Source organism: Pantoea sp. NGS-ED-1003, from assembly GCF_000738765.1.
Taxonomy (GTDB): Bacteria; Pseudomonadota; Gammaproteobacteria; order Enterobacterales; family Enterobacteriaceae; genus Pantoea; species Pantoea septica.
Map to the genome: position 1 here is coordinate 62,656 of NZ_JPQA01000010.1, position 26,726 is coordinate 89,381.

A 26,726-nucleotide genomic window follows, 5' to 3' on the forward strand; every position below is an offset into this window, starting at 1 on the left:
CGTGAGCATTTATTACGCTTTCTGGCCGATATCAAAACAGTTGCCTGATTGTTGTCGCCAGCACGCCTGACGCTACACTCTCCCACACCGCATCAAGCGCCTTCGTCGCCGGAACCGGCTGCGGCTGCACTTTACAAATGCCTGGCGGCTGGAAGCCCGGCTTATGCGGGCGCGGCTGCGGCTGCGGTTTCGCTGGCGACGCTGCGCCGTGCAGCGGTTCGTTCAGCAGCTGGCTTGGGCGCACCAGCGTAATATCCGCAGGCAGCGTCGGCAGCATCTGCTGCAGCACGCGCACCGTATTGGGATGCGGATGGCCGATAGCGATGGCGTAGCCGTCGCGCTGCGCCAGCTTCACGGCGCGCGTAAACTGCTGGCGAATCGCGTTGATATCCTGGCTGTCGTCCAGGAATACGCGGCGCTTCAGCACCTTCACGCGCGTGCCTTGCGCGGCGGGCACCGACTGGCTGTTGCCGATGGTCATGCTGTCGAGAAAGTAAAAATTGTACTGATTAAGCGCCTGCATCATCTTTACCATGCCGGGCAGGCTGGAGGTCATTTTGCTGCCCATATGGTTGTTCAGGCCGACGGCGTAAGGCACGCTGTTGACCGCGCTGCGCAGGATGCGCGCGATCTCTTCGCTGCTCATCTCCGGCGTCAAGGTATCCTTCTCCAGCGGCTGTTTGCTGAGCGGCGCCATAGGGAGATGGATCAGTACCTCATGGCCGCTTTGATGCGCTTTCGTTGCCATCTGGCGCGCGCCGGGCGCATCAGGCAGCACCGCGACGGAGATCGCGGCGGGCATCTGCAGCACTTTGTTCTCTTCAGAAGGGCGATAGCCGAAGTCGTCGATAACGATGGCGAGTTTGCCCGCATGGGCGGCGCAGCTTAACAGCAATCCGCCGATAGCGGCGGCGAGATGGCGACGTTGAAAAAACACTTATCTTCCTAACCACGGGAGTGGATTGACGGCCTGTCCCTGACGTCGGATTTCAAAATAGAGCGACGGCGTACCGCGTCCGCCGCTGGTGCCCACCAGGGCGATAGGCTGTCCTGCCTTCACCTGGGCGCCAACGCTAACCAGCGCGCTCTGGTTATAGCCGTAGAGACTCATATCTCCTTTGCCGTGCTCAAGCACCACGACGAGCCCGTAACCCTGCAGCCAGTCGGCCATCAGCACGCGCCCGTCGGCAATCGCTTTGACTTCGGCGCCTTCCGGCGCATCGATCACCAGCCCTTTCCAGCGCAGTTCGCCCTGAAGCTGTTCGCCGAAGCGATGTTCGATACGACCGCGCACCGGCCACAGCGCCTGGCCGCCTGCGCGGCCCAGACCGCCGGTTCGCGCCACCAGCTCGCGCTCGCTCTGGGTAGGCTGGTAGGTCGAGCCTTTGGCTTTCGCCTGCGCCTGACGCTGGCGCACTTTTTCCGCTTCCCGCGCCTCGCGCGCCGCGCGCTCTCGCGCTTCGCGTTCCGCCCGGGCGATTTTGTCCTGCAGGCGGCTTTCGTTCTGCCGCATCTCCACCAGATCGGCCTGGTCTTTTTCCAGCGCGTTCTCCAGTTCGCTCAGCGTTTTCTTACGTGCCGCGCTCGCCTGCTGCAGCTTCTCCTGCTGGCCTTGCTGCTGCGCCAGCAGCGTTTTTTGCTGCTGCTGTTTCTGCTCCAGCGACGCTTTTTGCTCACCCAGCGTTTGACGCGTTTTTTGCAGCGCGTCGATGCTCTGCTGACGCGCGTCGTTAAGGTAGCCGAAGTAGGCGAGAATACGTTCGCTGCGCTGGCTCTCTTCGCCGCCCAGCAGGAGCTGCACGCCGTTATGCTTGCCCTGACGGAAAGCCGCATCCAGCTGCTGAGCCAGCAAGGTTTCCTGCTGCGTCTGCTGCTTTTCAAGCCGCGCGATAGAGGCGGTGAGCTGGCTGACTTCGCGGCTGAGCGCGCTCAGGCTGTTGCGAGTATCGCGCAACTGACGGCTGGCCTGCGCAATGATCTTTTCCTGGCTCTGCAGCTGATCGAGCAGCTTGCTGCGCGCAAGCTTCTGCGCCTTAACGCTTTTCTCTTTTTCGGCGATATTTTGCTGAATGGATTTCAACTGCGATTTGCTGTCGTCGGCGCTGTGCGCGGCCGCAGGCAATAACAGAACGCCCGCGCAGAGCAGGCTGAAGGAGAGAGTGGACAGGTGTGCAGGCAACGGGCGTTTCTTTCCGCTGTGACGAGTCCTTGTGGCTAAAACAGTCGCTTTTCCCTTCATAGGCCAGTGATTATTCCACGATGAACAGCCGCTTACCAGCGCAACGCCGCGGGATTTCCTTTTCCAAAGATGTCGGTATTTATCCTGATGCCGAATAAGGGTTGCGTCATTTTTGCGATACGGCAATTTTTTTTAGAAAATGACGCACAAATCGTAACTCTGGCCGCTTAGCGTCTGTACATGAGAAGTGGCGCAGGTATACTCAGAACCCTTGTTTTTAGCTTAATTAGCCCGGTCTGGAGTCTTTACCCCTCATGCAAGAAATTATGCAGTTTGCAAGCAATCACACCATCCTCAGTCTGGCATGGGTCGTTTTACTGGTTTTGGTGATTGTTACCACCTTTAAAGGGATGTTTTCTAAGGTGAAAGTTATCAGCCGCGGCGAAGCGACCCGCCTGATTAACAAAGAAGAGGCGGTAGTAGTGGACGTGCGGTCGCGTGACGATTACCGCAGAGGACATATTTCGGGCGCGCTGAACGTTGCGGCGGCGGACATCAAAAAAGGCAGCTTCGGCGAGCTGGAAAAGCATAAAGCTCAGCCCATAATTGTGGTGTGCGCCACCGGCCAGAGCGCGAGCGAGCCGGCTGAAAAACTGAGCGCCGCTGGCTTTAGCCAGGTGACCGTTCTGAAAGACGGCATCAGCGGCTGGAGCGGAGACAACCTTCCGCTGGTGCGCGGAAAATAACATCTACCGAGGTACGTAACATGGCTAATGTTGAGATTTACACCAAGGCGACCTGTCCTTTCTGCCACCGGGCGAAGGCGCTGTTGAGTCAAAAAGGTGTGTCGTTTCAGGAGATCCCTATCGACGGGAACGCCGCGAAACGCGAAGAGATGATCAAACGCAGCGGCCGCACCACCGTGCCTCAGATTTTCATTGACGCGCAGCACATCGGCGGCTGCGACGACCTTTACGCGCTGGACAGTCGTGAAGGATTAGATCCGCTACTGCAGGCGTAAGAGCGGCGCAGGATTTTTCAACTCACAGGACTTAGTCAGATGTCAGAACAAAACACCAACGAAATGCAATTCCAGATTCAACGCGTTTACACCAAAGACGTTTCTTTCGAAGCGCCGAACGCGCCGCAGGTTTTCCAGAAAGAGTGGGAACCGGAAGTGAAGCTGGATCTGGATACTGCGTCATCACAACTGGCTGACGAAGTGTATGAAGTGGTGCTGCGCGTGACCGTGACCGCCAGCGTTGGCGAAGAAACCGCATTCCTGTGCGAAGTTCAGCAGGCGGGCATCTTCACCATCAGCGGCATCGAAGGCACGCAGATGGCGCACTGCCTGGGCGCTTACTGCCCGAACATCCTGTTCCCGTACGCGCGCGAATGCATCACCAGCCTGGTGTCTCGCGGCACCTTCCCGCAGCTTAACCTGGCGCCGGTAAACTTTGACGCGCTGTTCATGAACTACCTGCAGCAGCAAGGCGAAGGTGCCGAACCACATCAGGATGCCTGATGACTACACACGCTTCGATTAGCGTCATCGGTGCCGGCTCGTACGGCACCGCTCTGGCCATTACCTTAGCCCGCAACGGCCATCCCGTGCTGCTGTGGGGACACAATCCCGCGCATCTGGCGCAGCTGCAGGCCGAACGCTGCAACAGCGCTTTTCTCCCCGACGTGCCTTTTCCCGACAACCTTGAACTTGAACCCGATTTAGCCCGCGCCATTGCGGCCAGCCGCGATCTGCTGGTGGTGGTGCCGAGCCATGTGTTCGGCGACGTGCTGAAGCAAATCAAACCGCATTTGCGTTCTGAGTCGCGCATCGTCTGGGCGACCAAAGGGCTGGAGAGAGAGACCGGAAGACTGCTGCAGGATGTGGCGCGCGATATCCTCGGCAACGCGACGCCGCTCGCAGTAATCTCCGGACCGACCTTTGCCAAAGAGCTGGCGGCGGGCCTGCCGACCGCGATCGCGCTGGCGGCGACCGATGCCACTTTCGCCGACGATTTGCAGCAAAAGCTGCACTGCGGCAAGAGCTTCCGCGTTTACAACAATCCTGATTTTATCGGCGTGCAGCTTGGCGGCGCGGTGAAAAACGTCATCGCCATCGGCGCGGGCATCTCCGACGGCATCGGCTTCGGCGCTAATGCGCGTACCGCGCTGATTACGCGCGGCCTGGCGGAAATGAGTCGTCTCGGCGCCGCGCTGGGGGCCGATGCCACCACCTTTATGGGTATGGCCGGCTTAGGCGATCTGGTGCTGACCTGTACCGATAATCAGTCGCGCAACCGTCGTTTCGGCCTGATGCTGGGCCAGGGCGAAGAGGTGGATAACGCGCAACGCATTATCGGACAAGTTGTAGAAGGCTATAGAAACACCAAAGAAGTCAAGGTGTTGGCTGAGCGTGTCGGCGTTGAAATGCCGATTACCGAGCAAATCTATCAGGTGCTCTATTGCGGAAAACCGGCGCGAGAGGCAGCATTGAGCCTGTTAGGCCGTACAAGGAAGGACGAAAACGGTTCAGGCTGATGCGGGATGCGCAGCATGGTCACCTGTAGCGCCATTCAGGCGCTTTTTTTTTCGGGAGAAAACTGCAATGTCGTCTGATGAGTTAGAACTGGTCTGGAACAACATCAAAGCGGAAGCGCGCGCGCTGGCCGATTGCGAGCCGATGCTGGCCAGCTTTTATCATGCGACTTTGTTGAAACACGAAAATCTCGGCAGCGCCCTGAGCTATATGCTGGCCAACAAGCTCGCCAATCCCATTATGCCCGCTATCGCCATTCGCGAAATCGTCGAAGAGGCCTATCGCCAGGATCCTTCGATGATCGCTTCGGCCGCGCTCGACATCCAGGCGGTGCGCCAGCGCGACCCGGCGGTAGATAAATACTCTACGCCGCTGCTCTACCTGAAAGGCTTTCATGCGCTGCAGGCCTATCGCATCGGCCACTGGCTGTGGAACGAAGGGCGTCGCGCGTTAGCGGTCTATCTGCAAAACGAAATTTCCGTCTCCTTCGCCGTGGATATTCATCCGGCGGCGAACATCGGGCACGGTATTATGCTTGACCACGCCACCGGCATCGTTATCGGCGAAACGGCGGTCGTGGAGAACGACGTCTCAATCCTGCAGTCGGTGACGCTGGGCGGTACCGGCAAAACCAGCGGCGATCGCCATCCGAAAATCCGCGAGGGCGTGATGATCGGCGCAGGGGCGAAGATCCTCGGCAATATCGAGGTCGGGCGCGGCGCGAAGATCGGCGCAGGTTCGGTGGTATTGCAGCCGGTGCCCCCGCATACCACCGCCGCAGGCGTGCCGGCGCGCATCGTCGGCAAACCGGCGAGCGACAAACCCTCGATGGACATGGATCAACACTTCAACGGCACCGTGCCGGGCTTTGAGTTCGGCGACGGGATCTAACTGAGCCGCGCGCCTGCGTAATCAAGCTGGCGCCAGGCTTCATATACCACCACCGATACCGCATTCGACAGATTCATGCTGCGGCTCTCCGCGCGCATCGGGATGCGGATTTTCTGCGCTGGCGGCAGCGCGTCGAGGATCTCGGCAGGCAGTCCGCGGCTCTCCGGGCCGAACAGCAGATAGTCGCCCGCCTGGTAGCTCACTGCGCTGTGCGCCGGCGTTCCCTTAGTGGTGAGCGCAAACAGCCGCGCCGGCTGCTCGGCGCGCAGAAACGCCTCATAGCTTTCATGCTTCTGAATCGCGGTAAATTCGTGATAGTCGAGACCGGCGCGGCGCAGCCGTTTGTCGTCCCATGCGAAACCGAGCGGCTCAATCAGATGCAGCCTGAAGCCGGAGTTGGCGCAGAGGCGAATAATATTGCCGGTATTCGGCGGGATTTCTGGTTCAAATAAGACGATGTTAAGCATAAGGCCCCCGATAACAGGGGCCGAAGCATAGCAAATTATTGGCGGCTGGAGGAGTAGAACGGCAGCCAGAGCGTCAGGCGCAGCCCGCCGAGCGGGCTGTCGTCGGCCTTCACCCAGCCGCGGTGCTGCTGGATGGCGGTTTCGACAATCGCCAGACCGAGCCCCGTGCCGCCTGACTCACGGTCGCGCGCCTCATCGGTGCGGTAGAAAGGACGGAATATCTGCTCGCGATCTTCCGGGCTGACGCCTGGGCCGTCATCGTCGACATGCACCGTCAGGCCGCTGATATCTACCGAAAAGCTGACGCTGATATGCGAGTGCGAGTAGCGTAGCGCGTTGCGCACGATGTTCTCCAGCGCGCTCTCCAGCGCATGCGGGTTGCCGTAAAGCGGCCAGGGGCCGGGCGGATAGGGCACGTCGAGCTGCTTGCCCATCTGTTCGGCTTCGAACTTCGCATCTTCCAGCACGTCGTTCCAGAGCTGATTCGCTTTCATCGCCTCGCTGACTAGCGCGTTCTTGTGCTGGGTGCGCGACAGCACCAGCAGATCGTTGATCATGCCGTCCAGACGCTGCGCTTCCATCTCGATACGCTCCAGCTCTTTGCCTTCGCCGTGGCGGCGGCGCAGCAGCGCCGTGGCCAGCTGCAGACGCGTCAGCGGCGTGCGCAGCTCATGGCTGATATCTGACAGCAGACGCTGCTGCGAGGTCATCATGCGCTCGAGCGCGCTCACCATCTGGTTGAAGCTGGAGCCGGCGGCGAGAAACTCCTGCGGCCCCGATTCCAGTTCCGGATGCTGGCGCAAATTACCGCTGGCGACTTCATCCGCCGCGTATTTCAGCTTGCGCGCCGGACGCGCCAGGCTCCACGCCAGCCACAGCAGCAGCGGCGAACTGATCAGCATGGTGACGATCAGCAGCAGCAGCGGCCGGTCAAATAGCAAATTGATAAAATCGAGCTGCGAGCTGGTCGCCGGTCGAATCAAGTAGAGCTGATAGTTATCTTCGCCGTCGCGCACTGCGAAGGGGCCGACCATTTCGATACGGCCATACTTCTTTTTCTGGGGGTGATCGGCATTGTCGGACTGTCCGATAAAGTTGCGGATCACCTGCATTTCATTATGCTGCGCGCCAATGACGCGGCCTTCGCTGGTGACCAGCAGCAGGCGCTGGCCCGGCGGCGCCCATTTGTCGATAGCGCGTGAGAGCCGACGCCACCACATCAAATCGTTGGGCGGATCCTGCGCCAGTTCAACTTCGACATGCTGTTCAATCATGGTGCCCTGGCGCTGCTCGCTATCGAGCAGCGAAACCATCTGGCGGGAATCGAGCTTGGGCACCATCAATACCAGCATCAACACCAGCGCCAGGGTTAGCCAGAAAATGGCGAAGATGCGGGTGGTGAGGCTGCCAATCATGAAGCCGAGACCATCAGATAGCCGCGACCACGTAAGGTTTTGAACCAGGGATGGCCGTCGCGGCGCTCAGGCAGTTTGCGGCGCAGGTTAGAGATATGCATATCGATAGCGCGGTCGAACGGCGTCAAACGCTTGCCAAGCACCTCCTGGCTCAGATGCTCGCGCGAGACGACCTGGCCGAGATGCTGCGCCAGCAGGTAGAGCAGGGTGAACTCGGTGCCGGTAAGATCCAGCGTCTGATTGTCGAAACTCGCTTCCTGACGGCCTGGGTTCAGGCGCAGGCAGTCTACTTCCAGCGTCGGCGAACTGCTGTCGTGCTGCTGTTGCTGCTCGCTCCAGTTGGAACGGCGCAGAATCGCGCGTATACGCGCCACCAGTTCGCGATCGTTAAACGGCTTGGGCAGATAGTCATCTGCGCCCAGTTCAAGCCCCAGCACGCGATCCAGCTCGCTGCCGCGCGCGGTCAACATGATAACGGGCGTCTGATGTTGCTGGCGTAGCTCTTTCAGCGTGTCGATACCGTTCTTTTTCGGCATCATCACATCGAGCAAAAGTAGATCAATAGAGGTATCCAGCAGGCTTAACGCCTGTTCGCCGTCGCTGGCTACCACCACCTCAAACCCTTCCATTTCTAACAGTTCTTTAAGCAGCGAAGTCAATTCGCGGTCATCGTCAACCAACAGGATTTTATTCATTTTTTATTGCCCTCCGCAGGCAAAATACCGTGTTCCTGACTTGTCAATCCAACGCTTTACGTAGTTTTACACCCCCTGACGGATGTTTGCAGCTGTCGCCGTACACTGGTCCTCGTTGAATCGCAAAACGGAACGGACTGGAGTAAACGATGCGCACAGTAACCGCCGTCGTCATTGCCTCAGCGATGGTTCTCAATCACGCCAGCGCAGGAGTGGCAGACACGACGACGATTGACGAAATGCATCACGGCGGATTGACGACAGGCAGTATGACGCAAAATCCGCAAAGCCACATGTTCGACGGCATCGAGTTGACGGAAGAACAGCGTCAACAGATGCGAGACCTGATGACACAGGCGCGATATGAACGTTCTCCTGTCAGCATCGGCGATATCGAAAACATGCATGGCCTGATTACGGCGGACACTTTTAACGAAGCGGCTATCCGCGCCCAGGCTGAGAAAATCGCTCAGGCGCAGATCGAACAGCATGTCGAGATGGCGCGCATTCGCAACCAGATGTATCACTTGCTTACGCCGGCTCAGCAGGCCGCGTTGCAGAAGAATTACGAGCGGCGGCTTGCCGAGCTGCGCAAGCTCTCAAATTTGCAGTCGGCTTCATCGCTGCAAGCAGTGAGTAGTACCAGCAGTAACCAGTAACATAGTATCCCTGTTTTCCTTGCCATAGACACCATCCCTGTCTTCCCCGCCATGATGGCGGGGTTTTTTTTGCCTTCTTGCGCGTTTCCAGCCGTAGTGTCAACTTTGACATGCCGATCTCTCTTCAGCATTCACCCTTTATTTATGAAAGGCACTAACCCCTTAAATCTTCAGGCATTTAGCAAACTATTGTTCTTTATCGTCTCGTTTATTTTTTTATAAGGCATATGTTATGGCGTGAAAATATATCTACAAGCGAAGCGGATTTAAATAAAAAAGCGAAGCGACTATTTATTTAAATATATGATAAGAAAAAACTAAGCTTTACGATTATATTTAAAGTTAATAATTATCAATAAGTTAATTATTTTGCCATTTTCTTGAATTCTTCTGGCTTACCTCTACACTTAATTTTGTCGCAGCAAGGAAAGCGCACACCCCGGGAATTTAAATGGAGTGCAGTAACCACATTACGTAAACAATCTGAATATATATTAACGGAGTAAGTTATGGCAGAACATCGTGGTGGTTCAGGCAATTTCGCAGACAATCCGCAAAAAGCCTCTGAAGCCGGTAAAAAAGGCGGCAAAAGCAGCGGCGGTAGCGGTAATTTCAAAAACGATCGTGAAAAAGCCTCTGAAGCAGGCAAAAAAGGCGGTCAGAACAGCCACGGCGGCGGCCGTAGCTCTTCCTGACGAGGTTAGAGCTTAGCGGTAAACCGTGCGTTTCCCACGCGGGAAACGGTACCCCGTCCTCTTTGAGGGCGGGGTTTGTTTTTTCTGGCATTCTGCCAGCTTTTCTCTTCTGATGACGCAGGGTTTATGCGCAGCGACAATCTGGATGTTAAACTTTAGCCATTCCTTTGTTTCGGGTGCATGCCTGTAATGGCTGAGGGAGCACACTATGCAACCCACCTATGCTCGTCTGGTCAAGCGCGCGGCGCTGGCGGCGACGATGCTGGCGACCTGTCTGCTTATCGTCAAAATTTTTGCCTGGTGGTATACCGGTTCGGTTAGTCTGCTGGCGGGCCTGGTCGACTCACTGGTGGACATCGCCGCCTCGCTAACTAATCTTTTAGTCGTGCGCTACGCGCTGCAACCTGCTGACGCTAACCATACTTTTGGTCACGGCAAGGCGGAATCACTGGCGGCGCTGGCGCAAAGCATGTTTATCTCTGGTTCGGCGCTGTTCTTGTTTTTAACCGGCATTCAGCATCTGGCTTCGCCGAATACGCTGCGCGCGCCGCTGGTCGGGGTGGTGGTTACTGTGGTGGCGCTCTGTTCGACGCTGCTGCTGGTAGCGTTTCAACGCTGGGTCGTGCGCCACACGCACAGCCAGGCGATTCGCGCCGACATGCTGCACTATCAGTCCGATGTAGTGATGAACGGCGCTATTCTGATCGCCCTGGGCTTAAGCAGCTATGGCTTCGCTCGCGCAGACGCGCTGTTCGCGTTAGGCATCGGCGTCTACATCTTGTACAGCGCATTGCGGATGGGCTATGACGCCGTGCAGTCGCTGCTGGATCGCGCGCTGCCGGAGGAAGAGCACAATATCATTCTCGATCTGGCGCTGAACTGGCCGGGCGTGGAGGGCGTGCATGACGTGCGTACGCGTCAGTCGGGGCCGACTAAATTCATCCAGCTGCATCTGGAACTTAATGACGATTTGCCGCTGGTGCAGGCGCATCGCGTAGCGGATCAGGTAGAGAAGGCGCTGCGTCAGCGTTTCCCCGGCTCGGACGTGATTATTCATCAGGATCCCTGCTCTGTCGTGCCGATTGAACAGCAGAATTCACCCGGCTTTTAACCTGATTGAATCAATTTAATCTATTTAAAATGACGAAGCGCTAACATTACTGCAAAAAAATTAGTGAAAACTTGTCTGACCTGAATCAATTCAGCAGCAAGCCTTTGATATACTATCTGCCATCACGGGTCGCGCATAGGGTATGCCGCTTAGCGGCGCACGACAGGCAGGATTAACTTTTCGTTTTAACAATCCAGAGGTTGTCATGATCAAAAAAATTGGTGTATTGACCAGCGGCGGCGACGCCCCCGGCATGAACGCAGCCATTCGCGGCGTTGTGCGATCAGCGCTGAGCGAAGGACTGGAAGTTTTTGGTATCTATGACGGCTATCTGGGACTGTACGAAGATCGGATGATCAATCTCGACCGCTACAGCGTATCGGACATGATTAACCGCGGCGGCACCTTCCTGGGTTCGGCGCGTTTCCCTGAGTTCCGCAACGATGAAGTGCGCCAGGTCGCGATTGAGAATATGAAAAAGCGCGGCATCGATGCGCTGGTTGTCATCGGCGGCGACGGCTCCTATATGGGCGCGAAGCGTCTGACCGAAATGGGCTTCCCGTGCATTGGCCTGCCAGGCACCATCGATAACGACGTTGCGGGTACTGACTACACTATCGGCTACTTCACCGCGCTGGAAACCGTGGTCGAGGCGATTGACCGCCTGCGCGACACCTCCTCTTCGCACCAGCGCATCTCTATTGTCGAGGTGATGGGACGCTACTGCGGCGACCTGACTCTGGCGGCGGCGATTGCGGGCGGTTGCGAATTTATCGTGCTGCCGGAAATTCCTTACACCCGCGAAGAGCTGGTCATGGAGATCAAAGCGGGCATCGCCAAGGGCAAAAAGCACGCCATCGTGGCGATCACCGAACATATCTGCGATATCGACGACCTGGCGAAGTACATCGAAGCGGAAACTAAACGCGAAACGCGCGCGACCGTGCTCGGTCATATTCAGCGCGGCGGCGCGCCCTGCGCTTACGACCGTATCCTCGCGTCTCGCATGGGCGCCTATGCCATTGAGCTGCTGCTGCAGGGCTACGGCGGCCGCTGCGTCGGCATCCAGAACGAGAAGATGGTGCATCACGACATCATCGACGCTATCGAAAACATGAAGCGTCCGTTTAAGCGCGACTGGCTGGAAACCGCGAAAAAACTCTATTGATCCTAAACACGCTTCAGGCGCGCCTCTCAGGCGCGCTTTTATTTTAGTTGTCTATATTCCTGCCAGTTATAAATGCTTATTTTTAATTCTTTTAGCTCTAAAATGGTTTATGTCACGCTACCGGCATAATGACATCGGGAGCGTGCATAATGAACAAGTGGAGTATCGGTATTACCCTTCTGCTGGCCTCTGCCAGCGTTCTGGCAAAGGATTACCAGCTGTTAAACGTCTCTTACGATCCGACGCGCGAGCTGTACGAGCAGTACAACAAAGCCTTTGCGGCGCACTACAAGCAGGAAACCGGCGACAACGTGGTAATCCGCCAGTCGCATGGCGGCTCAGGCAAGCAGGCGACCTCGGTTATTAACGGCATTCGCGCCGATGTCGTGACGCTGGCGCTGCAATCCGATGTCGATGCCATCGCCGAACGCGGCCGTATCGATAAGAACTGGCTCAAGCGTCTGCCGGATAACTCCGCGCCTTACACCTCCACCATCGTTTTCCTGGTGCGCAAAGGCAATCCCAAAGGCATTCACGACTGGTCCGATTTAATTAAGCCAGGCGTTTCAGTCATTACCCCGAATCCGAAAACCTCAGGCGGCGCGCGCTGGAACTATCTGGCGGCATGGGGCTGGGCGCTGGATCAAAACAACGGCGATCAGGCGAAGGCGCAGGCTTACGTAAAAGCGCTGTTTAAAAACGTCGAGGTACAGGACTCCGGTGCGCGCGGCGCAACCAATACCTTTGTAGAGCGCGGTATCGGCGATGTGCTGATCGCCTGGGAAAACGAAGCCTATCTGGCAGTCGATAAGCTGGGCAAAGACAAATTTGAAATCGTCACGCCGAGCGAATCCATTCTGGCTGAACCCACCGTTTCCGTGGTGGATAAAGTGGTGGACGATCAGGGGACGCGCGCAGTTGCGGACGCCTACCTGAAGTATCTCTACTCGCCGGAAGGCCAGACTATCGCAGCGCAAAACTACTATCGCCCGCGCGATGCGGAAGTGGCGAAGAAATTCGCCAGCACTTTCGCGCCGGTGAAGCTGTTTACCATCGATAATAAGTTCGGCGGCTGGACGCAGGCGCAGAAAACGCACTTTGCCGATGGCGGCACCTACGATCAGGTGATGAAGCCTTAATCGCGCCAGCGCAGTTAAGACGGCCAGCCAGCGTGCTGGCCGTTTTTATTTGTGCGTGACATTGCGCGGCAGCCAGGCGAGGATGCGCAAAAAAAGCGGAAAGAGGAGTCTTGCTATGCAGGGACGTCGCCGTGCGCTGGGCCTGATTGCGCTGCTGCTGTTGATCCTGATAAGCGGTTTAGCGATTGCCGCCTTCCACCTGCATAAAAACAGCGATGCGCTGTGGCACATCGTCAGTGAAAAGTGCGAGCCGAATCAGCGCGCAACGGGCAAGCCCACGCCTTGCCAGCGCGTCGAGCTTGAGCAAGGCTATGCGCTGCTCAAAGATCTGAACGGGCCGCTGCAGTATCTGCTGATCCCGCTGGCGAAAATCACCGGTATGGAAAGCCCGGCGCTGCTCAATCCGGCGACGCCCAATTTCTTCGCCTTCGCCTGGCAGGCGCGCACGCAGCTGGCGGCAAAGCGCGGCTCGCCCATCGCCGACAGCGCGCTGTCGCTGGCGATCAACGCCGAATATGGCCGCACCCAGAATCAGCTGCATATCCATATCTCCTGCCTGCGTCCCGATGTGCGCCGCGCGCTGGACCGCCTTGCACCCGCGCTCTCCAGCCGCTGGCAGACGGAACAGCTGCGCCAGCACGCTTACCGGATACGCGCGCTCAGCCTGCCGGAGCTGACGCAGCAGAGCCTGTTTATCCGCGTGGCCAACGAAATCCCCAACGCGCGCAGCGGGATGGGCAAATACGGGCTGGCGCTGGCGGCGCTGCCGGATGGACGCCTGGCGGCAATGGCGCTTGAACGAAACTGGCTATTGCTAAATCGCGGCTCGGCGGAAGAGCTACAGGACCACAGCTGCGAGATTTTGCGGCAATAAAAAAGGCGGCCATCAGGCCGCCTTTTTTGCGTATCGAAGGTTACGCTTTTTTCGCTTCCGCCGCCGCTTTAACGATAACGGCGAAGGCGTCAGCCTTCAGCGAGGCGCCGCCGACCAGCGCGCCATCGATATCCGGCTGGGTAAAGAGTTCAGCCGCGTTCTTGTCGTTAACAGAACCGCCGTACTGAATGATCACCTGCTCGGCGACCGCAGCGTCTTTCTTCGCGATGTGCTGGCGAATAAATTTGTGTACCGCCTGCGCCTGCGCCGGGGTCGCTGATTTTCCGGTGCCGATAGCCCAGACCGGCTCATAGGCGATAACCACGCCGTTAAAGGCTTCCGCGCCCTGGGTTTCCAGCACCGCGTCGATCTGGCGCGCGCAGACTTCTTCAGTCTGACCCGCTTCGTTTTCCGCTTCGGTTTCACCAATGCACAGCACCGGCACCAGGCCAGCTGCTTTCAGCACGGCGAATTTCTTCGCGATGAACTCGTCGCTCTCTTTGTGGTAGGTACGACGCTCAGAGTGGCCGATGATGATATATTTCGCGCCGATATCTTTCAGCATGTCCGCGGAGGTTTCGCCGGTGAAAGCGCCCGAGAGGTTGACGTCGACGTTCTGCGCGCCCAGAGCGATGTGGCTGCCGGAGATGGCGTGTTTCGCCTGGTCGAGATAGATAGTCGGCGGGGCGATCGCCACGCCGCAACCGTCAACGCCGGAGAGCGCTTTGCGCAGGCCTTCGATCAGCTCGCCTGTCATCTGCTTGCTGCCATTCAGTTTCCAGTTACCCATAACCAATGGATGTCGCATTCTATCCTCCGCGTTACGCGATTCATTAAATTGCACTGCCGTCAGGCAGCGTAGACTGCCAGACAGTATAGAGATCTATCAGGTCAATGGCTTTGCTTTTCGTCATTTTTGCCGCCCTGATCGGCAGGCGGCAGCGCCAGTTTTATGGGCTCGACGGCGAAGGTCAGGCCCTTGTCGCCGTTGTCCGCGACCACGAAACGCAGCGCCCCTTCAGTGCGGGAAAAATAGCGCGCGCCTTTGCCTTCGCTCAGCAGCGCGTTCAGCTTTTGCCGCGCTTCGTCCGGGGAAAGACCGGGTACAAAAAAGCGCAGCAGCGCCGTCATGTAGGCGAGCGCTTTCTCCTGCGACGCTTTCTGATCCGGTCCCGGCACCGGCAGCCAGGTCAGCTGTAGCGTCTTCACTTTTCCGGTTCCCTGTTCCAGCGCGGTGGAGGCGTAGAGCGTTTCGCTGATTTTACTCGCCGCGCGCGTCAGGCGGCTGCTGTCGTTTCTGTTATCGATGGCGCGATACTCCATCAGCGGCAGGGCGGCGTTGGCGGCGTTATACCTTTCGCGGAACTGGCCGATGGTCATATCAAAGGTAGGCGCGCCCGGCAGCAAATAGGGTGCGGCAGGCACGGATTCGCTGCGCTCGCGCAGCGTGGGATCGGCGGCAAATGCCGGGGCCGTTAGCGCAAGGCTCAGCAGCAGCGCGCCAGGCAAATTCTTCATTTCGTAGGCTCGACCAGTAAACTCTGCGCCAAATTAGAACGGGTTTTACCTGCGAAAGTCAAAAGCGCGACGGGCAAAACTTGCCCCAGGATAAGAATTATCTCATCCCATCGCAGCTTACCAGTAGTGCTCGCTGGTGATATGCCCGGGTTTACGCTTCAGATGCTTGCGCATATCGCGCGTCTCTTTCAGCATCTGCTGAGTATCACGCACCATCTGCGGGTTGCCGCACAGCATAATATGGCCCGACTCCGCCTCTATCGGCAGGCCCACCGCGCGCTCCAGTTCGCCGCTTTCGATAAGCGCCGGCACGCGGCCGGTAAGGGATCCCTCTGCGTTTTCGCGACTCACCACCGTCTGAATGCGCAGCTTGCCGTTGTAGATCTGCTGCAGCGACTGCATCAGCGGCAGGTAGCTGAGATCGGCGGCATAGCGCACCGCGTGCACCAGCACGATATGGTCGAAGCGATCCAGCCCTTCGCCCTGTTGCAGAATAGAGAGGTAAGGCCCAATCGCCGTGCCGGTCGCCAGCATCCATAGCGTTTTGCACGGCGGGATCTCATCCAGCACAAAAAAGCCGGCGGCCTCTTTCGTTACCATCACGGTGTCGCCCGGCCTGAGCGCCTGCAGACGCGGGCTCAGTTTGCCCTCCGGCACCGTGACCAGATAGAACTCCAGTAAAGGATCGCTGGGCGCGTTCACGTAAGAGTAAGCGCGCTGCACGCGTTCGCCGTCTATCTCCAGCGCCAGCTTGGCGAACTGACCGGCGGTGAATGCATCGATCGGCGCATGCACGCGCAGACTGAACAGCGCGTCCGTCCAGTTCTTCACTTCCTTTACTTGCGCATTGACCCATTCAGCCATCGTTACTCTCCTGGTCGTTGATTTTTCAGGCACAGTGTTATCATCGCGGCTGCTCGACGCTTTTTCCACCCGCGCGCCCCTTTTTTGGCTCTAATCGACAAATGCGCCGCACGTCTCAACACGCCGTTGTCCGCGGTTGACAAGGTGGTACGAAAACTTGACGCCTTTACGGCAGCCTCTTTACGCCCGTCTCTCGATTTGTCACGTAATCCTGATATTTTTCCCGCCATTAACCCGATGCAGCGCATTTTGCTGCTGAATTAACTTTATTTCCCAGACCGAGATGTCGATGAAGAAGATGGAAAATCGTCCGCTGTTGCTGATGTTGATTTTAATGCTGGCGGTTGGGCAAATGGCGCAGACGATCTATGTCCCGGCGATGGCCCAGATGGCGGACGCGCTCAACGTGCACGACGGCACGCTGCAGCGCGTGATGGCGGCCTATCTGATGACCTATGGCGGATCGCAGCTGATCTATGGTCCGCTCTCCGACAGCATCGGGCGCCGTCCGGTGATCCTCGCCGGCATGACGATCTTTATGATCGGCGCCGTAACCGCGATGCTGGCGCCATCGCTGAACGTGCTGGTGCTGGGCAGCGCCATTCAGGGGCTGGGCACCGGCGTGGCGGGCGTGATGGCGCGCACCATGCCGCGCGACCTCTATGCGGGCGTCGCGCTGCGTCAGGCCAATAGCCTGCTCAATATGGGGCTGCTGGTCAGTCCGCTGCTGGCACCGGTCATCGGCGCGCTGCTGACGAAGCTGTTCGGCTGGCACGCCTGTTTTGCTTTCCTGCTGCTGCTCTGCGTCGCGGTGACCGGCGCGATGATGCGCTGGCTGCCGGAGACGCGTCCGCAAGGCGGCGAAGTCACGCCTTTTTTTCGCCGCTATCAGCGACTGCTGCGCGACGCCAGCTTTGTACGCTTTATTGTGCTGCTGATCGGCGCGCTGGCGGGCATTGCGGTCTTCGAAGCGAGCTGCGGCGTGCTGCTGGGCGGCGTGCTGGGGCTGGATGCCTTTACCGTCAGCATTCTGTTTATTCTGCCGATCCCCGCCGCCTTTTTCGGCGCCTGGTTCGCCGGACGCGAGGCGCGCTCCTGGCATAGCCTGATGTGGACCGGCGTCAACAGTTGCCTGCTGGCGGGCGCGCTGATGTGGATCCCGGCGTGGTTCGGCATCATGAATATCTGGACCCTGCTGGTGCCCGCGGCGCTCTTCTTCTTCGGCGCGGGCATGCTGTTCCCGCTGGCGACCTCAGGCGCGATGGAGCCCTACGCGTGGCTGGCCGGCAGCGCCGGCGCGCTGATTGGGGGATTGCAAAACCTGGGATCGGGCGTGGTCGCCTGGGCGTCTGCGCTGCTGCCGCAGCGCGATCAGTTCAGCCTGGGCATGCTGATGTTCGCCACCGCGCTGGTAATGTTGCTCTGCTGGCTGCCGCTGTCGCGACAGCCAGAAAGCCAGAGCGGCACGGTTACAGGATAAAGGGATGCAGCGCCGCGTCTTTGCGGTCCAGATAGTGGATCGACTGGATGCGGCGAATAGTGCGCGATTTACCGCGGATCAGCAGGGTTTCGCTGGTGGCGATATTGCCCTGACGCGTAATGCCTTTCAGCAGATCGCCGCTGGTAATGCCGGTGGCGGCGAAGATGACGTTGTCGTTGCGCGCCATTCGCGCCAGCGGCAACACCTCGCCCGCTTTAATGCCCATCTCGTCGCAGCGCGCCAGCTCCTGCTCGCCGATGCGGCGATTCTCTTCGCTCTCGCCCTTAACCTCATGACGCGGCAGCAGACGGCCCTGCATATCGCCATCCAGTGCGCGGATCACCGCCGCCGACACCACGCCCTCTGGCGCGCCGCCGATGCCGTAGAGCACGTCGACTTCGCTGTCGGGCATACAGGTCAGGATAGAGGCCGCCACGTCGCCGTCCGGGAAAGCGAAGACGCGCACGCCAAGCTGCTGTAGCTGCGCGATAACCGCGTCGTGGCGCGGTTTCGCCAGAATAGAGACCGTCAGCTGCGCCAGCGGCTTACCCAGCGCTGCGGCGATATTACGCAGGTTAGTTTCCAGCGGCAGATTGAGATCGATATGGCCGCGCGCCGCAGGGCCGACGATCAGCTTCTCCATATACATATCTGGCGCGTGCAGAAAGCTGCCCTTGTCGCCGACCGCCAGCACCGCCAGCGCGTTGGCCTGGCCCATGGCGGTCATCCGCGTGCCCTCGATCGGATCCACCGCGATATCGACCGCGTCGCCGCGCCCGCTGCCGACTTTTTCGCCGATATAGAGCATCGGCGCTTCGTCGATCTCCCCTTCGCCGATCACAATCTGACCGTCGATATCAATGGTATTCAGGACGTGTCGCATCGCGTGGACGGCAGCGCCGTCGGCGCCGTTTTTATCGCCGCGCCCCAGCCAGCGGTAGCCAGCTAAAGCCGCCGCTTCGGTTACGCGGGAAAATTCTATGGCAAGTTCTCGTTTCATGGCCTGCACCTGCTGAAAAAAGGGCAGTGTAGCATAGCGGGGAAGGGCAAAAAAAAGCCCGCGACAGCGTCGCGGGCCCGGAAGGTTGAGATGTTTGCCAGCGGCTGCTGGCGTACGCTCATATTACTCGTCGTGATCTTCCCACGCCTGCGCGCGCGCCACCGCTTTTCTCCAGCCGGCATAGCGAACGTTGCGCTCGGTGGTCTCGATGCTCGGGCGGAATTCGCGCTCGATAACCGCCTTAGCGCGCACCTCTTCCAGGTCGCCCCAGAAGCCTACCGCCAGACCCGCCAGATAGGCGGCGCCCAGCGCGGTGACTTCGCGCACTTCCGGACGCTCAACGCGCGTGCCGAGAATGTCCGACTGGAACTGCATCAGGAAGTTGTTCGCGACTGCGCCGCCGTCCACGCGCAGCGACTGCAGGCGGGTATCGGCGTCGTTCTGCATCGCTTCCAGCACGTCGCGCGTCTGGTAGGCGATAGACTCCAGCGTGGCGCGAATAATGTGGTTGGCGTTAGCGCCGCGCGTCAGGCCGAAAATCGCGCCGCGCGCATAGGGATCCCAGTAAGGCGCGCCCAGGCCGGTAAAGGCCGGAACCATATAAACGCCGTTGGTATCCTTCACCTTAAGGGCGAAGTACTCCGAGTCGGTCGAGTCGCTAATCAGCTTCATCTCGTCGCGCAGCCATTGAATCGAGGCGCCGCCGATAAACACTGCGCCTTCCAGCGCGTAGTTCACTTCGCCGCGCGGACCGCAGGCGATGGTGGTCAGCAGGCCGTGCGAAGAGGTCACCGCTTCGGTGCCGGTGTTCATCAGCATAAAGCAGCCGGTGCCGTAGGTATTTTTCGCCATGCCCGGCTGAACGCAGAGCTGGCCGTAAAGCGCCGCCTGCTGGTCACCTGCGATACCGGCGATAGGAATACGCGTGCCGCCTTTACCACCGATGTTGGTCTGACCGTACACTTCTGAAGAGCCTTTCACTTCCGGCAGCATTTCACGCGGGATATCGAGGATTTCCAGCATGCGCTGATCCCACTCCAGCTTGTGAATGTTGTACATCATGGTACGCGAGGCGTTGGTGTGATCGGTCACATGCACGCGCCCCTGGGTCATTTTCCAGATCAGCCAGGTATCGACGGTGCCGAACAGCAGCTCGCCGCGCTTCGCGCGTTCGCGCGCCCCTTCCACATGGTCGAGGATCCACTTCACTTTGGTGCCGGAGAAGTAGGGGTTAATCACCAGGCCGGTGGTGTGCTGGATATACTCTTCCAGCCCCTCTTTTTTCAGCTTGTTGCAGTAGTCCGCGGTGCGCGGATCCTGCCAGACGATGGCGTTATAGATCGGCTTGCCGGTCTCTTTGTCCCAGACGATGGCGGTTTCGCGCTGGTTGGTGATGCCGATCGCGGCGATCTCATCGGAACGGATGTCGGCGTGCGCCAGCACCTCTACCAGCGTCGAGCTTTGCGATGCCCAGATGTCCATCGGGTCATGTTCAACCCAGCCCGCTTTCGGGTAGATCTGGGTAAATTCGCGCTGCGATACCGCAACGATGTTGGCGTCGTGATCCAGCACGACGGCGCGTGAGCTGGTGGTGCCCTGGTCGAGCGCAACAATATATTTTTTATCAGTGGTAGTCGTCATAATGCATTCCCGATGAAAAGGTGAAACTTACGCTTTACGCTGCTCAGCGCGTGCGACCGGTTTTTCTGTTTTGCTGCTAGCCAGTACGGCGCCAGGCAGGTGGCGGCCAATCAGCGCGCGATAGCCGAAGGCGCCCAGACAGGCTCCCACTAACGGGCCAAAGATCGGTACCAGGAAGTAGGGGATATCTTTACCGCCCGTGAAGGCCACGTTACCCCAACCCGCAAAGAAGGCGAACAGCTTGGGTCCGAAATCGCGCGCCGGGTTCAGGGCGAAGCCGGTCAGCGGACCCATTGCGCCGCCGATAACGGCAACCAGCAGGCCGATCAACAGCGGCGCCAGCGGACCACGCGGTACGCCGTTGCCATCGTCGGTCAGCGCCATAATTACCGCCATCAGCACCGCCGTGATCACCATTTCAACCAGGAACGCCTGGCCTACGCTGATGTGCGGATTAGGGTAGGTTGAGAAGATACCGGCCAGATCCAGACTCTGAACCGTGCCGCGCACCATCTGATGGCTTTGCTCGTAATCGAAGAACAGATTGTAATAAAGGCCGTAAACCAGCGCGGCAGCGCAGAATGCGCCAGCGACCTGCGCCAGGATATAAGGCACCACCTTGCGCCCTTCAAAGTTGGCGAACAGACAAAGCGCCACCGTGACGGCAGGGTTAAGATGAGCGCCAGATACGCCGGCGGTAAGGTAGACGGCCATGGAGACGGCGAGTCCCCAGATAATACAGATTTCCCATTGCCCGAAGGCGGCGCCGGCGACTTTCAGCGCGGCTACGCAGCCTGCGCCAAAGAAGATAATCAGGCCGGTTCCGATAAATTCGGCGATGCACTGCCCTTTCAGTGTGTTCGATGTCTGACTCATAATGGTATTCCTGAAGCGAGGTTAAATTTTATCAGTTTTTGTTCTCAATCCATGAGTCACCCAGCTCTCTTGTAGGGCTGGTGTAAATTTATCGTTAACGAGCATAAACGAGAAATAGCGAAATCTAAATCTGTGTGCTGAGTCAAAAAAATGCGCGTTTTCGCGCCTTTTCACTTTCATGAAACATCATTTCAACTTTTCCGCCGCCTCGTTTTCCGCCGCGCGCATGCGCAGCGGCAAGCAGCCAGGTATAAGCCGAAAAGTGTTACAGACTGCGCCCGCAGTGCCCGCGTCGCTGGACTTGCGCTATCAGGCTACATACAATCGGAAACATTGTTGCTGGCCTGGCTGATACAGGGCGTCACGCGCTAAGGCTGGCATCATCAACGCCCTGCGAGAATTTAGGAGAGGTCAGAAAGATGTCATTTGAAGTATTCGAGAAACTGGAAGCGAAAGTACAGCAGGCGATTGATACCATCACCCTGCTGCAGATGGAAATCGAAGAGCTGAAAGAGCAGAACAACGCGCTGAAAAACGAAGCGCAACAGGCGGCGGGCAATCATGACTCGCTGGTGCGTGAAAATCAGCAGCTAAAGGAAGAGCAGCATCTGTGGCAGGATCGCCTGCGTGCGCTGCTGGGAAAAATGGAAGAGGTGTAAGCGCCTCATTAGAATGAAAAACGGGAGCGCATCGCTCCCGTTTTCGTTTTCGGCATTACTCGATATCGAGCGGATCTTCGGAGAGGATTATGCCGGTATTGTCGGCGTAGAGATGGTCGCCGGAAAAGAAGGTGACGCCGCCGAAGTTAACGCGCACATCGCTCTCGCCAATGCCTTCGCCCGCCGCGCCCGCCGGCACAGCGGCAATCGCCTGAATGCCGATCTCCAGCTCCTCCAGGTCATCTACCTGACGCACGGAGCCATAAACCACTAAGCCTTCCCATTCGCTTTCGACCGCCAGACGCGCCAGCTGCGCATCCACCAGCGCGCGACGCACCGAACCGCCGCCGTCAATCACCAGCACGCGGCCCCGGCCGTTCTCTTCCAGCAGATCGTAGAGCAGGCCGTTGTCTTCAAAACATTTCACTGTGGTTATCTGACCACCAAATGAGGTGCGGCCACCAAAGTTTGAAAAAAGCGGTTCAACAACGTTCACTTCTTCATGGTAGATGTCGCAGAGTTCAGAGGTATCGTATTTCATGATGGGTTCATCTGTTTGCCACAGGAGGGGTAAGTATACCGCCAGTTGCGGATTGTTGGCAAAATCATCAGCGGAAAAAAAGGCGCTGCATCAGCAGCATGCAGAAAAAAAAAGCCCGGCGCAGTGGCCGGGCTTTGCGCAAGCGCATAGAAAAAACGGAATTACAGGATAAAGCGGCTAAGATCTTCGTCCGCTACCAGCTCATCCAGATGCTTGCTGACATACTCCGCGTCGATGGTGACGGAATCGCCGTGGCGATCGCTGGCGTCATAGGAGATATCTTCCATCAGACGCTCCAGCACGGTATGCAGACGGCGCGCGCCGATATTCTCGGTGGTTTCGTTGACCTGCCATGCCGCTTCAGCGATGCGGCGAATACCGTCCTCGGTGAACTCGACGTTAACCCCTTCAGTGCCCATCAGCGCTTTGTACTGCACGGTCACAGAAGCGTTCGGCTCGGTGAGAATGCGCTCGAAATCATTTACGGTCAGCGCCTGTAGCTCAACGCGGATCGGCAGACGGCCCTGCAGTTCCGGGATCAGATCCGACGGGCTGGCGACCTGGAACGCGCCTGAGGCGATAAACAGAATGTGATCGGTTTTCACCATGCCGTGCTTGGTCGATACGGTACAGCCTTCTACCAGCGGCAGCAGATCGCGCTGTACGCCTTCGCGCGACACGTCCGGGCCGGACGACTGGCCGCGCTTACAGATTTTGTCGATCTCGTCGATAAACACGATGCCGTGCTGCTCTACCGCTTCGATCGCGTCCTGCTTCAGCTCTTCCGGATTGACCAGCTTGGCCGCTTCTTCTTCAATCAGCAGCTTCATCGCGTCTTTGATTTTCAGCTTGCGCGGCTTCTGTTTCTGGCCGCCCAGATTCTGGAACATCGACTGAAGCTGGTTGGTCATCTCTTCCATGCCCGGAGGCGCCATGATTTCGACGCCAGCCGGCGCGGCCGCGAGGTCGATCTCAATCTCTTTATCGTCCAGCTGGCCTTCGCGCAGCTTCTTGCGGAACGACTGGCGCGCGGCGGAAGGTTCGCTGCTCTGCTCCGGCTGGCCCCAGTTGTTCTTGGCCGGCGGGATCAGCACGTCGAGGATGCGCTCTTCCGCCATCTCTTCGGCACGGTATTTGTTCTTTTCAATCGCCTGGCTGCGCACCATTTTCACGGCGGCGTCGGTCAGGTCGCGAATAATGGAGTCGACTTCTTTACCGACGTAACCCACTTCGGTGAATTTGGTCGCTTCCACCTTGATAAACGGCGCGTTGGCGAGTTTCGCCAGGCGACGGGCGATTTCGGTTTTACCGACGCCGGTCGGGCCGATCATCAGAATATTTTTCGGCGTCACCTCGTGGCGCAGCTCTTCGTCGAGCTGCATACGGCGCCAGCGGTTACGCAGCGCAATGGCGACGGCTTTTTTTGCGCCGTCCTGGCCGATGATAAAGCGATTCAGTTCGCTGACGATTTCGCGGGGAGTCATCTCAGACATCTTTAATCCTTACGCCCTGGACGGCAGTTCTTCGAAGTTAACATTGTGGTTGGTGTAGATGCAGATGTCGCCTGCGATATCTAAGGATTTCGCGACGATGTCATGCGCGCCCAGCTCGGTATTCTCCAGCAGCGCACGCGCCGCTGCCTGAGCGAAGGGGCCACCGGAACCAATGGCGATGAGATCGTTTTCGGGCTGGATAACGTCGCCGTTGCCGCTGATGATCAGCGAAGCGTTTTCATCGGCGACCGCCAGCAGCGCTTCAAGACGGCGCAGCATGCGATCGGTGCGCCAGTCTTTCGCCAGCTCGACGGCGGCTTTCACCAGGTGACCCTGATGCATTTCCAGTTTACGTTCGAAGAGTTCAAAGAGCGTGAAGGCATCTGCAGTGCCGCCAGCGAAACCGGCAATTACCTTATCGTTGTAAAGACGACGCACTTTTTTCACGTTGCCTTTCATCACGGTATTGCCGAGCGTTGCCTGGCCATCACCGCCGATAACGACTCGTCCGTTGCGTCGTACGCTTACTATTGTTGTCACGGGCAGACCCCTTGTTGCAGTAGAAAAAAAGCGCCGCGCGGCAAGGCGCGGCGCATCATGCAACCAGATATGGGGCGGCTTTGGCGGGTTTCAACCCCCGACGGCGAGCGGAATACAGTTTGAATGGCCGTTGCCGCGCAGCCGCTTCAGGGTGCTGTCGGCGGCGCTGCGATCCTTAAATGGACCTATCACCACGCGATTCCAGCCGCCGCCGGTGGTGATGCGGCTTTCGAAACCTTCGAACGCCAGACCGGCGCGCACCGATTCCGCCTGGTCGGAGCCTTTGAACGAACCGCACTGCACCATCCAGCGCTGCGAAGAGGCCGGTTTTTCCGCCGTTTTCTTCGCCGTCTCCTGCGCAGGTTCGCGCGTGACGGGCGCAGGCTGCTGCGTCTGCGTCTGCGTCTGCGTCTGGCGCGGCTGCGGTGCCGGACGCGCGCTCGGCTGCTGCTGCTGCGGCGGCTGAGACTGATGCGTGGTCTGCGTCTGACGCGCAGGCTGGCTCGGCTGCGTGGTCTGTTGACGCGCCGGCGCGCTTTGCGTCGCCTGCTGCTGCTGACGCGACTGCATCTGAAGCTGCTGCTGGCGCTGCAGGGTCTGCTGACGCTGCGCCGGCGTCTGTTCGTTCCACGGCACTTCATTCAGCTGCGTCGGCGACTGGCGCATATCCGCCTGCATCTGCTCCAGCAGCTGGCGCTGTTCGTCGGTGAGCTGCGTATGCGACTGGACCTCGCCGCCCGCCGAAGGTTCGGTCGGCGTCGGCACCGTCACCTGACGGTTCTCCAGCTCTTTAATATATTTCCAGCGCTCTTCAGGTTTCGGCGGCAGGCCGTTGCCGTTGGCTTTATGATCCGGGATCACCGGCACATCTTCTTTTTTATGATGCGCAAGGAACCATAAACCACCGGCAAAGGTCACCAGCACCGCGACGGCCAGCCCTATCATGAGTTTGGAAACACCTGAACCGCCTTTGCTTTTCTTTCCACGGCTGGTGCTGCTTTTTTTGCGACGCGTCCCTGTTGAACGCCCGCGGCCTACGTAATCTCTCTGTGCCACTCTCGTTCTGATACCCTTCAAAAAATCGTGCCAACGGGGCGAAAACGCCTGAAAAGACCGCCCGGCAAGGAGTCCGCCATGTTACTTAAGGGTTGGAACTTTGACCAGCAGTGTTCGCCTTAAGAATCTACTGAAAATAACCCAAAAGTGCGGCTATTTCTCGCGCTTCTTCTCAGGCGCGGTGCTGCCGCGCACGGTGAGTTCGGCGTCCAGCAGACGCGAACCGTTATTCACGCGCTTGCCCTGCAGCTCATCCAGCAGCAGCAGCATCGCTTCGCGCCCAATCTGATAGCGCGGCTGCGTCACGGTGGTGAGCGGCGGCTCACAGTAGCGCGAGAGCTCGATATCGTCGAAGCCGACAATCGAGAGATCCTGCGGCACGCGCAGGCCGAGGCGTTTAGCCTGATTCATCGCGCCGAGCGCCAGCATATCGCTGTGACAGAAGAGCGCGCGCGGCGGTTGCGGCAGCGCCATCAGCTGTTTCAGCGCCTGCGCGCCCGCTTCAAAGCTGAAGTCGCCGCGCACGATATAGGTGGGATCGACGGTGAGATTGCTGCGGCGCAACGCCTGAATATAGCCCTGGGTGCGGTACTGGCACAGCGGCATCGCTTCTGGCCCGGCGATGCAGGCGATCTGGCGATGGCCCAGCTGCAGCAGATGGTTGACCGCCTCGAAAGCGGCCGTCAGGTTGTCGATATGCACGGTAGGCAGCGCCATCTCCGGGGCGAACTCGTTCGCCATCACCATCGGCGGCAGATTGCGATGCTCCTCGTGAACGGGATCGAACGGGATCTGCGAGCCAAGCAGCACCATGCCGTCGATCTGGCGCGTCAGCAGCAGATCGAGAAAGGTTTTCTCCTGCTGGTTCTGGTGCGCGCAGTCGCCAATCAGCACCAGATAGCCTTCCTGCGCCGCCGTCACTTCGACGCCGCGAATAATTTCGCTAAAGAAGGGGTCGCAGATATCGGGGACAATTACCAGGATGGTCTGCGTGTCGCCGCGACGAGCGTTGCGCGTCAGGCCGTGCGACGCATAGCCGACGGCGATCACCGCCTGTTCGACTTTTTGCCGCGTCGCCGCCGACACTTTTTCAGGATTCATCAGCGCACGTGAGACGGTGGCGGTCGAAACGCCGGCCTTTTCAGCCACATCTTTCATGGTGGCGGGCGCTTGAGGGTTCTGCTCCAACACTCTACTCCTGACGCATTCAAAGGATAGTTGTGGCC

Annotated in this window: 30 protein-coding genes; 14 read left to right on the forward strand and 16 right to left on the reverse strand. The window is 58.5% G+C overall.

Translation table 11 applies throughout. The annotated features are described in order from the left end of the window. Positions 1-31: 31 nt before the first annotated feature. Together JS46_RS18750 and envC are read right to left on the reverse strand one after the other, a co-directional pair. On the reverse strand, positions 32-937 hold the full coding sequence (locus tag JS46_RS18750; RefSeq protein WP_033754359.1) for a divergent polysaccharide deacetylase family protein: 906 nt from the start codon (positions 935-937) through the stop codon (positions 32-34). Further along, positions 938-2,239, reverse strand: a complete 1,302-nt coding sequence (gene envC, locus JS46_RS18755) for a murein hydrolase activator EnvC (RefSeq protein ID WP_033754362.1) — start codon at positions 2,237-2,239, stop codon at positions 938-940. A 254-nt stretch (positions 2,240-2,493) separates the two neighbouring features. On the opposite strand from envC, the gene JS46_RS18760 reads away from it, so the two are divergent. From JS46_RS18760 to cysE, 5 genes are all read left to right on the forward strand, one after another. Further along, positions 2,494-2,925: a rhodanese-like domain-containing protein gene (locus tag JS46_RS18760; protein ID WP_033754365.1), complete on the forward strand. Its 432-nt coding sequence runs from the start codon at positions 2,494-2,496 to the stop codon at positions 2,923-2,925. A 20-nt stretch (positions 2,926-2,945) separates the two neighbouring features. After that, positions 2,946-3,200, forward strand: a complete 255-nt coding sequence (grxC, locus tag JS46_RS18765; protein ID WP_033754368.1) for a glutaredoxin 3 — start codon at positions 2,946-2,948, stop codon at positions 3,198-3,200. A gap of 39 nt (positions 3,201-3,239) precedes the next feature. Further along, positions 3,240-3,704: a protein-export chaperone SecB gene (gene secB, locus JS46_RS18770; RefSeq protein ID WP_033754370.1), complete on the forward strand. Its 465-nt coding sequence runs from the start codon at positions 3,240-3,242 to the stop codon at positions 3,702-3,704. Continuing rightward, positions 3,704-4,720 (forward strand): NAD(P)H-dependent glycerol-3-phosphate dehydrogenase, encoded by a 1,017-nt coding sequence (gene gpsA, locus JS46_RS18775; protein WP_200879044.1) that lies wholly within the window; start codon positions 3,704-3,706, stop codon positions 4,718-4,720. Before secB ends, gpsA begins: the two co-directional genes overlap by 1 nt. A 67-nt stretch (positions 4,721-4,787) precedes the next feature. After that, the gene (gene cysE / locus JS46_RS18780; protein ID WP_033754376.1) at positions 4,788-5,609 is read left to right on the forward strand and encodes a serine O-acetyltransferase; all 822 of its coding nucleotides are present in this window, start codon (positions 4,788-4,790) and stop codon (positions 5,607-5,609) included. Here cysE and trmL read toward each other — a convergent pair. Genes trmL through cpxR form a run of 3 tightly spaced genes read right to left on the reverse strand, consistent with a single transcriptional unit; the run spans position 5,606 to position 8,186 of the window. Further along, positions 5,606-6,076, reverse strand: coding sequence for a tRNA (uridine(34)/cytosine(34)/5-carboxymethylaminomethyluridine(34)-2'-O)-methyltransferase TrmL (gene trmL / locus JS46_RS18785; RefSeq protein ID WP_033754379.1), 471 nt, complete (start codon positions 6,074-6,076; stop codon positions 5,606-5,608). The genes cysE and trmL overlap by 4 nt on opposite strands. Before the next feature lie 35 nt (positions 6,077-6,111). After that, complete coding sequence (cpxA, locus tag JS46_RS18790; RefSeq protein ID WP_033754381.1) at positions 6,112-7,491, reverse strand: envelope stress sensor histidine kinase CpxA; 1,380 nt, start codon at positions 7,489-7,491, stop codon at positions 6,112-6,114. Continuing rightward, on the reverse strand, positions 7,488-8,186 hold the full coding sequence (gene cpxR / locus JS46_RS18795) for an envelope stress response regulator transcription factor CpxR (protein ID WP_033754385.1): 699 nt from the start codon (positions 8,184-8,186) through the stop codon (positions 7,488-7,490). Before cpxR ends, cpxA begins: the two co-directional genes overlap by 4 nt. A 149-nt stretch (positions 8,187-8,335) precedes the next feature. Here cpxR and cpxP point away from each other — a divergent pair, with 149 nt between their 5' ends. From cpxP to JS46_RS18825, 6 genes are all read left to right on the forward strand, one after another. Next, the gene (gene cpxP / locus JS46_RS18800) at positions 8,336-8,845 is read left to right on the forward strand and encodes a cell-envelope stress modulator CpxP (RefSeq protein WP_033754388.1); all 510 of its coding nucleotides are present in this window, start codon (positions 8,336-8,338) and stop codon (positions 8,843-8,845) included. 509 nt (positions 8,846-9,354) lie between these two features. Further along, positions 9,355-9,540, forward strand: coding sequence for a general stress protein (locus JS46_RS18805; RefSeq protein WP_033754389.1), 186 nt, complete (start codon positions 9,355-9,357; stop codon positions 9,538-9,540). 208 nt (positions 9,541-9,748) lie between these two features. Beyond that, the gene (fieF, locus tag JS46_RS18810; RefSeq protein ID WP_033754391.1) at positions 9,749-10,651 is read left to right on the forward strand and encodes a CDF family cation-efflux transporter FieF; all 903 of its coding nucleotides are present in this window, start codon (positions 9,749-9,751) and stop codon (positions 10,649-10,651) included. A 205-nt stretch (positions 10,652-10,856) separates the two neighbouring features. Next, positions 10,857-11,819, forward strand: coding sequence for a 6-phosphofructokinase (gene pfkA / locus JS46_RS18815; RefSeq protein WP_033754393.1), 963 nt, complete (start codon positions 10,857-10,859; stop codon positions 11,817-11,819). Positions 11,820-11,968: 149 nt separating this feature from the next. Beyond that, a complete protein-coding gene (locus tag JS46_RS18820; protein WP_033754394.1) occupies positions 11,969-12,958 on the forward strand; it encodes a sulfate ABC transporter substrate-binding protein in 990 nt (329 codons plus the stop codon). Between the two features lie 115 nt (positions 12,959-13,073). Continuing rightward, complete coding sequence (locus JS46_RS18825; RefSeq protein WP_033754397.1) at positions 13,074-13,832, forward strand: CDP-diacylglycerol diphosphatase; 759 nt, start codon at positions 13,074-13,076, stop codon at positions 13,830-13,832. A 40-nt stretch (positions 13,833-13,872) separates the two neighbouring features. Here the strand turns inward: JS46_RS18825 and tpiA are convergent, their stop codons facing one another. The 3 genes from tpiA to fpr form a co-directional block, all read right to left on the reverse strand. After that, positions 13,873-14,640, reverse strand: coding sequence for a triose-phosphate isomerase (tpiA, locus tag JS46_RS18830; RefSeq protein WP_072010464.1), 768 nt, complete (start codon positions 14,638-14,640; stop codon positions 13,873-13,875). A gap of 83 nt (positions 14,641-14,723) precedes the next feature. Then, positions 14,724-15,350, reverse strand: coding sequence for a DUF1454 family protein (locus JS46_RS18835; protein ID WP_033754403.1), 627 nt, complete (start codon positions 15,348-15,350; stop codon positions 14,724-14,726). A 117-nt stretch (positions 15,351-15,467) separates the two neighbouring features. Further along, positions 15,468-16,214 carry a ferredoxin--NADP(+) reductase gene (gene fpr / locus JS46_RS18840; RefSeq protein ID WP_033754406.1) on the reverse strand — a complete coding sequence of 249 codons (747 nt, stop codon included), beginning with the start codon at positions 16,212-16,214 and terminating at the stop codon, positions 15,468-15,470. A 289-nt stretch (positions 16,215-16,503) separates the two neighbouring features. Here fpr and emrD point away from each other — a divergent pair, with 289 nt between their 5' ends. Next, positions 16,504-17,694 carry a multidrug efflux MFS transporter EmrD gene (emrD, locus tag JS46_RS18845; protein ID WP_200879045.1) on the forward strand — a complete coding sequence of 397 codons (1,191 nt, stop codon included), beginning with the start codon at positions 16,504-16,506 and terminating at the stop codon, positions 17,692-17,694. Here emrD and glpX read toward each other — a convergent pair. From glpX to JS46_RS18860, 3 genes are all read right to left on the reverse strand, one after another. Beyond that, positions 17,684-18,694, reverse strand: a complete 1,011-nt coding sequence (glpX, locus tag JS46_RS18850) for a class II fructose-bisphosphatase (protein WP_033754412.1) — start codon at positions 18,692-18,694, stop codon at positions 17,684-17,686. The genes emrD and glpX overlap by 11 nt on opposite strands. Before the next feature lie 123 nt (positions 18,695-18,817). Continuing rightward, on the reverse strand, positions 18,818-20,335 hold the full coding sequence (gene glpK, locus JS46_RS18855; protein WP_033754415.1) for a glycerol kinase GlpK: 1,518 nt from the start codon (positions 20,333-20,335) through the stop codon (positions 18,818-18,820). A 27-nt stretch (positions 20,336-20,362) separates the two neighbouring features. Then, positions 20,363-21,211 (reverse strand): MIP/aquaporin family protein, encoded by an 849-nt coding sequence (locus JS46_RS18860; RefSeq protein ID WP_033754419.1) that lies wholly within the window; start codon positions 21,209-21,211, stop codon positions 20,363-20,365. A gap of 419 nt (positions 21,212-21,630) precedes the next feature. Here JS46_RS18860 and zapB point away from each other — a divergent pair, with 419 nt between their 5' ends. Next, a complete protein-coding gene (gene zapB / locus JS46_RS18865; RefSeq protein WP_033754422.1) occupies positions 21,631-21,870 on the forward strand; it encodes a cell division protein ZapB in 240 nt (79 codons plus the stop codon). A gap of 55 nt (positions 21,871-21,925) precedes the next feature. Here zapB and rraA read toward each other — a convergent pair whose 3' ends face one another. Continuing rightward, complete coding sequence (rraA, locus tag JS46_RS18870) at positions 21,926-22,411, reverse strand: ribonuclease E activity regulator RraA (RefSeq protein ID WP_033754424.1); 486 nt, start codon at positions 22,409-22,411, stop codon at positions 21,926-21,928. Here rraA and JS46_RS24395 point away from each other — a divergent pair. Beyond that, complete coding sequence (locus tag JS46_RS24395) at positions 22,410-22,583, forward strand: hypothetical protein (protein WP_160173338.1); 174 nt, start codon at positions 22,410-22,412, stop codon at positions 22,581-22,583. The genes rraA and JS46_RS24395 overlap by 2 nt on opposite strands. Here JS46_RS24395 and hslU read toward each other — a convergent pair. The 4 genes from hslU to cytR form a co-directional block, all read right to left on the reverse strand. Then, positions 22,573-23,904, reverse strand: a complete 1,332-nt coding sequence (hslU, locus tag JS46_RS18875) for an HslU--HslV peptidase ATPase subunit (protein ID WP_033754427.1) — start codon at positions 23,902-23,904, stop codon at positions 22,573-22,575. The two genes, JS46_RS24395 and hslU, sit on opposite strands and share 11 nt — an antisense overlap. Before the next feature lie 9 nt (positions 23,905-23,913). Continuing rightward, entirely contained in the window at positions 23,914-24,444 is a 531-nt protein-coding gene (gene hslV / locus JS46_RS18880; RefSeq protein WP_071997483.1) for an ATP-dependent protease subunit HslV, read from the reverse strand. A gap of 90 nt (positions 24,445-24,534) precedes the next feature. Further along, positions 24,535-25,500: a cell division protein FtsN gene (ftsN, locus tag JS46_RS18885; protein WP_033754430.1), complete on the reverse strand. Its 966-nt coding sequence runs from the start codon at positions 25,498-25,500 to the stop codon at positions 24,535-24,537. A 153-nt stretch (positions 25,501-25,653) separates the two neighbouring features. Further along, positions 25,654-26,688, reverse strand: a complete 1,035-nt coding sequence (gene cytR / locus JS46_RS18890; RefSeq protein WP_152560718.1) for a DNA-binding transcriptional regulator CytR — start codon at positions 26,686-26,688, stop codon at positions 25,654-25,656. Between the last annotated feature and the right edge of the window lie 38 nt (positions 26,689-26,726).

What these genes read in the sequence shown, in the direction of transcription:
- envC (WP_033754362.1), bottom strand. Translation starts at nt 2,239, where the DNA reads ATGAAGGGAAAAGCGACTGTTTTAGCCACAAGGACTCGTCACAGCGGA.
- JS46_RS18760 (WP_033754365.1), top strand. Translation starts at nt 2,494, where the DNA reads ATGCAAGAAATTATGCAGTTTGCAAGCAATCACACCATCCTCAGTCTG.
- grxC (WP_033754368.1), top strand. Translation starts at nt 2,946, where the DNA reads ATGGCTAATGTTGAGATTTACACCAAGGCGACCTGTCCTTTCTGCCAC.
- secB (WP_033754370.1), top strand. Translation starts at nt 3,240, where the DNA reads ATGTCAGAACAAAACACCAACGAAATGCAATTCCAGATTCAACGCGTT.
- gpsA (WP_200879044.1), top strand. Translation starts at nt 3,704, where the DNA reads ATGACTACACACGCTTCGATTAGCGTCATCGGTGCCGGCTCGTACGGC.
- cysE (WP_033754376.1), top strand. Translation starts at nt 4,788, where the DNA reads ATGTCGTCTGATGAGTTAGAACTGGTCTGGAACAACATCAAAGCGGAA.
- trmL (WP_033754379.1), bottom strand. Translation starts at nt 6,076, where the DNA reads ATGCTTAACATCGTCTTATTTGAACCAGAAATCCCGCCGAATACCGGC.
- cpxA (WP_033754381.1), bottom strand. Translation starts at nt 7,491, where the DNA reads ATGATTGGCAGCCTCACCACCCGCATCTTCGCCATTTTCTGGCTAACC.
- cpxR (WP_033754385.1), bottom strand. Translation starts at nt 8,186, where the DNA reads ATGAATAAAATCCTGTTGGTTGACGATGACCGCGAATTGACTTCGCTG.
- cpxP (WP_033754388.1), top strand. Translation starts at nt 8,336, where the DNA reads ATGCGCACAGTAACCGCCGTCGTCATTGCCTCAGCGATGGTTCTCAAT.
- JS46_RS18805 (WP_033754389.1), top strand. Translation starts at nt 9,355, where the DNA reads ATGGCAGAACATCGTGGTGGTTCAGGCAATTTCGCAGACAATCCGCAA.
- fieF (WP_033754391.1), top strand. Translation starts at nt 9,749, where the DNA reads ATGCAACCCACCTATGCTCGTCTGGTCAAGCGCGCGGCGCTGGCGGCG.
- pfkA (WP_033754393.1), top strand. Translation starts at nt 10,857, where the DNA reads ATGATCAAAAAAATTGGTGTATTGACCAGCGGCGGCGACGCCCCCGGC.
- JS46_RS18820 (WP_033754394.1), top strand. Translation starts at nt 11,969, where the DNA reads ATGAACAAGTGGAGTATCGGTATTACCCTTCTGCTGGCCTCTGCCAGC.
- JS46_RS18825 (WP_033754397.1), top strand. Translation starts at nt 13,074, where the DNA reads ATGCAGGGACGTCGCCGTGCGCTGGGCCTGATTGCGCTGCTGCTGTTG.
- tpiA (WP_072010464.1), bottom strand. Translation starts at nt 14,640, where the DNA reads ATGCGACATCCATTGGTTATGGGTAACTGGAAACTGAATGGCAGCAAG.
- JS46_RS18835 (WP_033754403.1), bottom strand. Translation starts at nt 15,350, where the DNA reads ATGAAGAATTTGCCTGGCGCGCTGCTGCTGAGCCTTGCGCTAACGGCC.
- fpr (WP_033754406.1), bottom strand. Translation starts at nt 16,214, where the DNA reads ATGGCTGAATGGGTCAATGCGCAAGTAAAGGAAGTGAAGAACTGGACG.
- emrD (WP_200879045.1), top strand. Translation starts at nt 16,504, where the DNA reads ATGAAGAAGATGGAAAATCGTCCGCTGTTGCTGATGTTGATTTTAATG.
- glpX (WP_033754412.1), bottom strand. Translation starts at nt 18,694, where the DNA reads ATGAAACGAGAACTTGCCATAGAATTTTCCCGCGTAACCGAAGCGGCG.
- glpK (WP_033754415.1), bottom strand. Translation starts at nt 20,335, where the DNA reads ATGACGACTACCACTGATAAAAAATATATTGTTGCGCTCGACCAGGGC.
- JS46_RS18860 (WP_033754419.1), bottom strand. Translation starts at nt 21,211, where the DNA reads ATGAGTCAGACATCGAACACACTGAAAGGGCAGTGCATCGCCGAATTT.
- zapB (WP_033754422.1), top strand. Translation starts at nt 21,631, where the DNA reads ATGTCATTTGAAGTATTCGAGAAACTGGAAGCGAAAGTACAGCAGGCG.
- JS46_RS24395 (WP_160173338.1), top strand. Translation starts at nt 22,410, where the DNA reads ATGATGGGTTCATCTGTTTGCCACAGGAGGGGTAAGTATACCGCCAGT.
- rraA (WP_033754424.1), bottom strand. Translation starts at nt 22,411, where the DNA reads ATGAAATACGATACCTCTGAACTCTGCGACATCTACCATGAAGAAGTG.
- hslU (WP_033754427.1), bottom strand. Translation starts at nt 23,904, where the DNA reads ATGTCTGAGATGACTCCCCGCGAAATCGTCAGCGAACTGAATCGCTTT.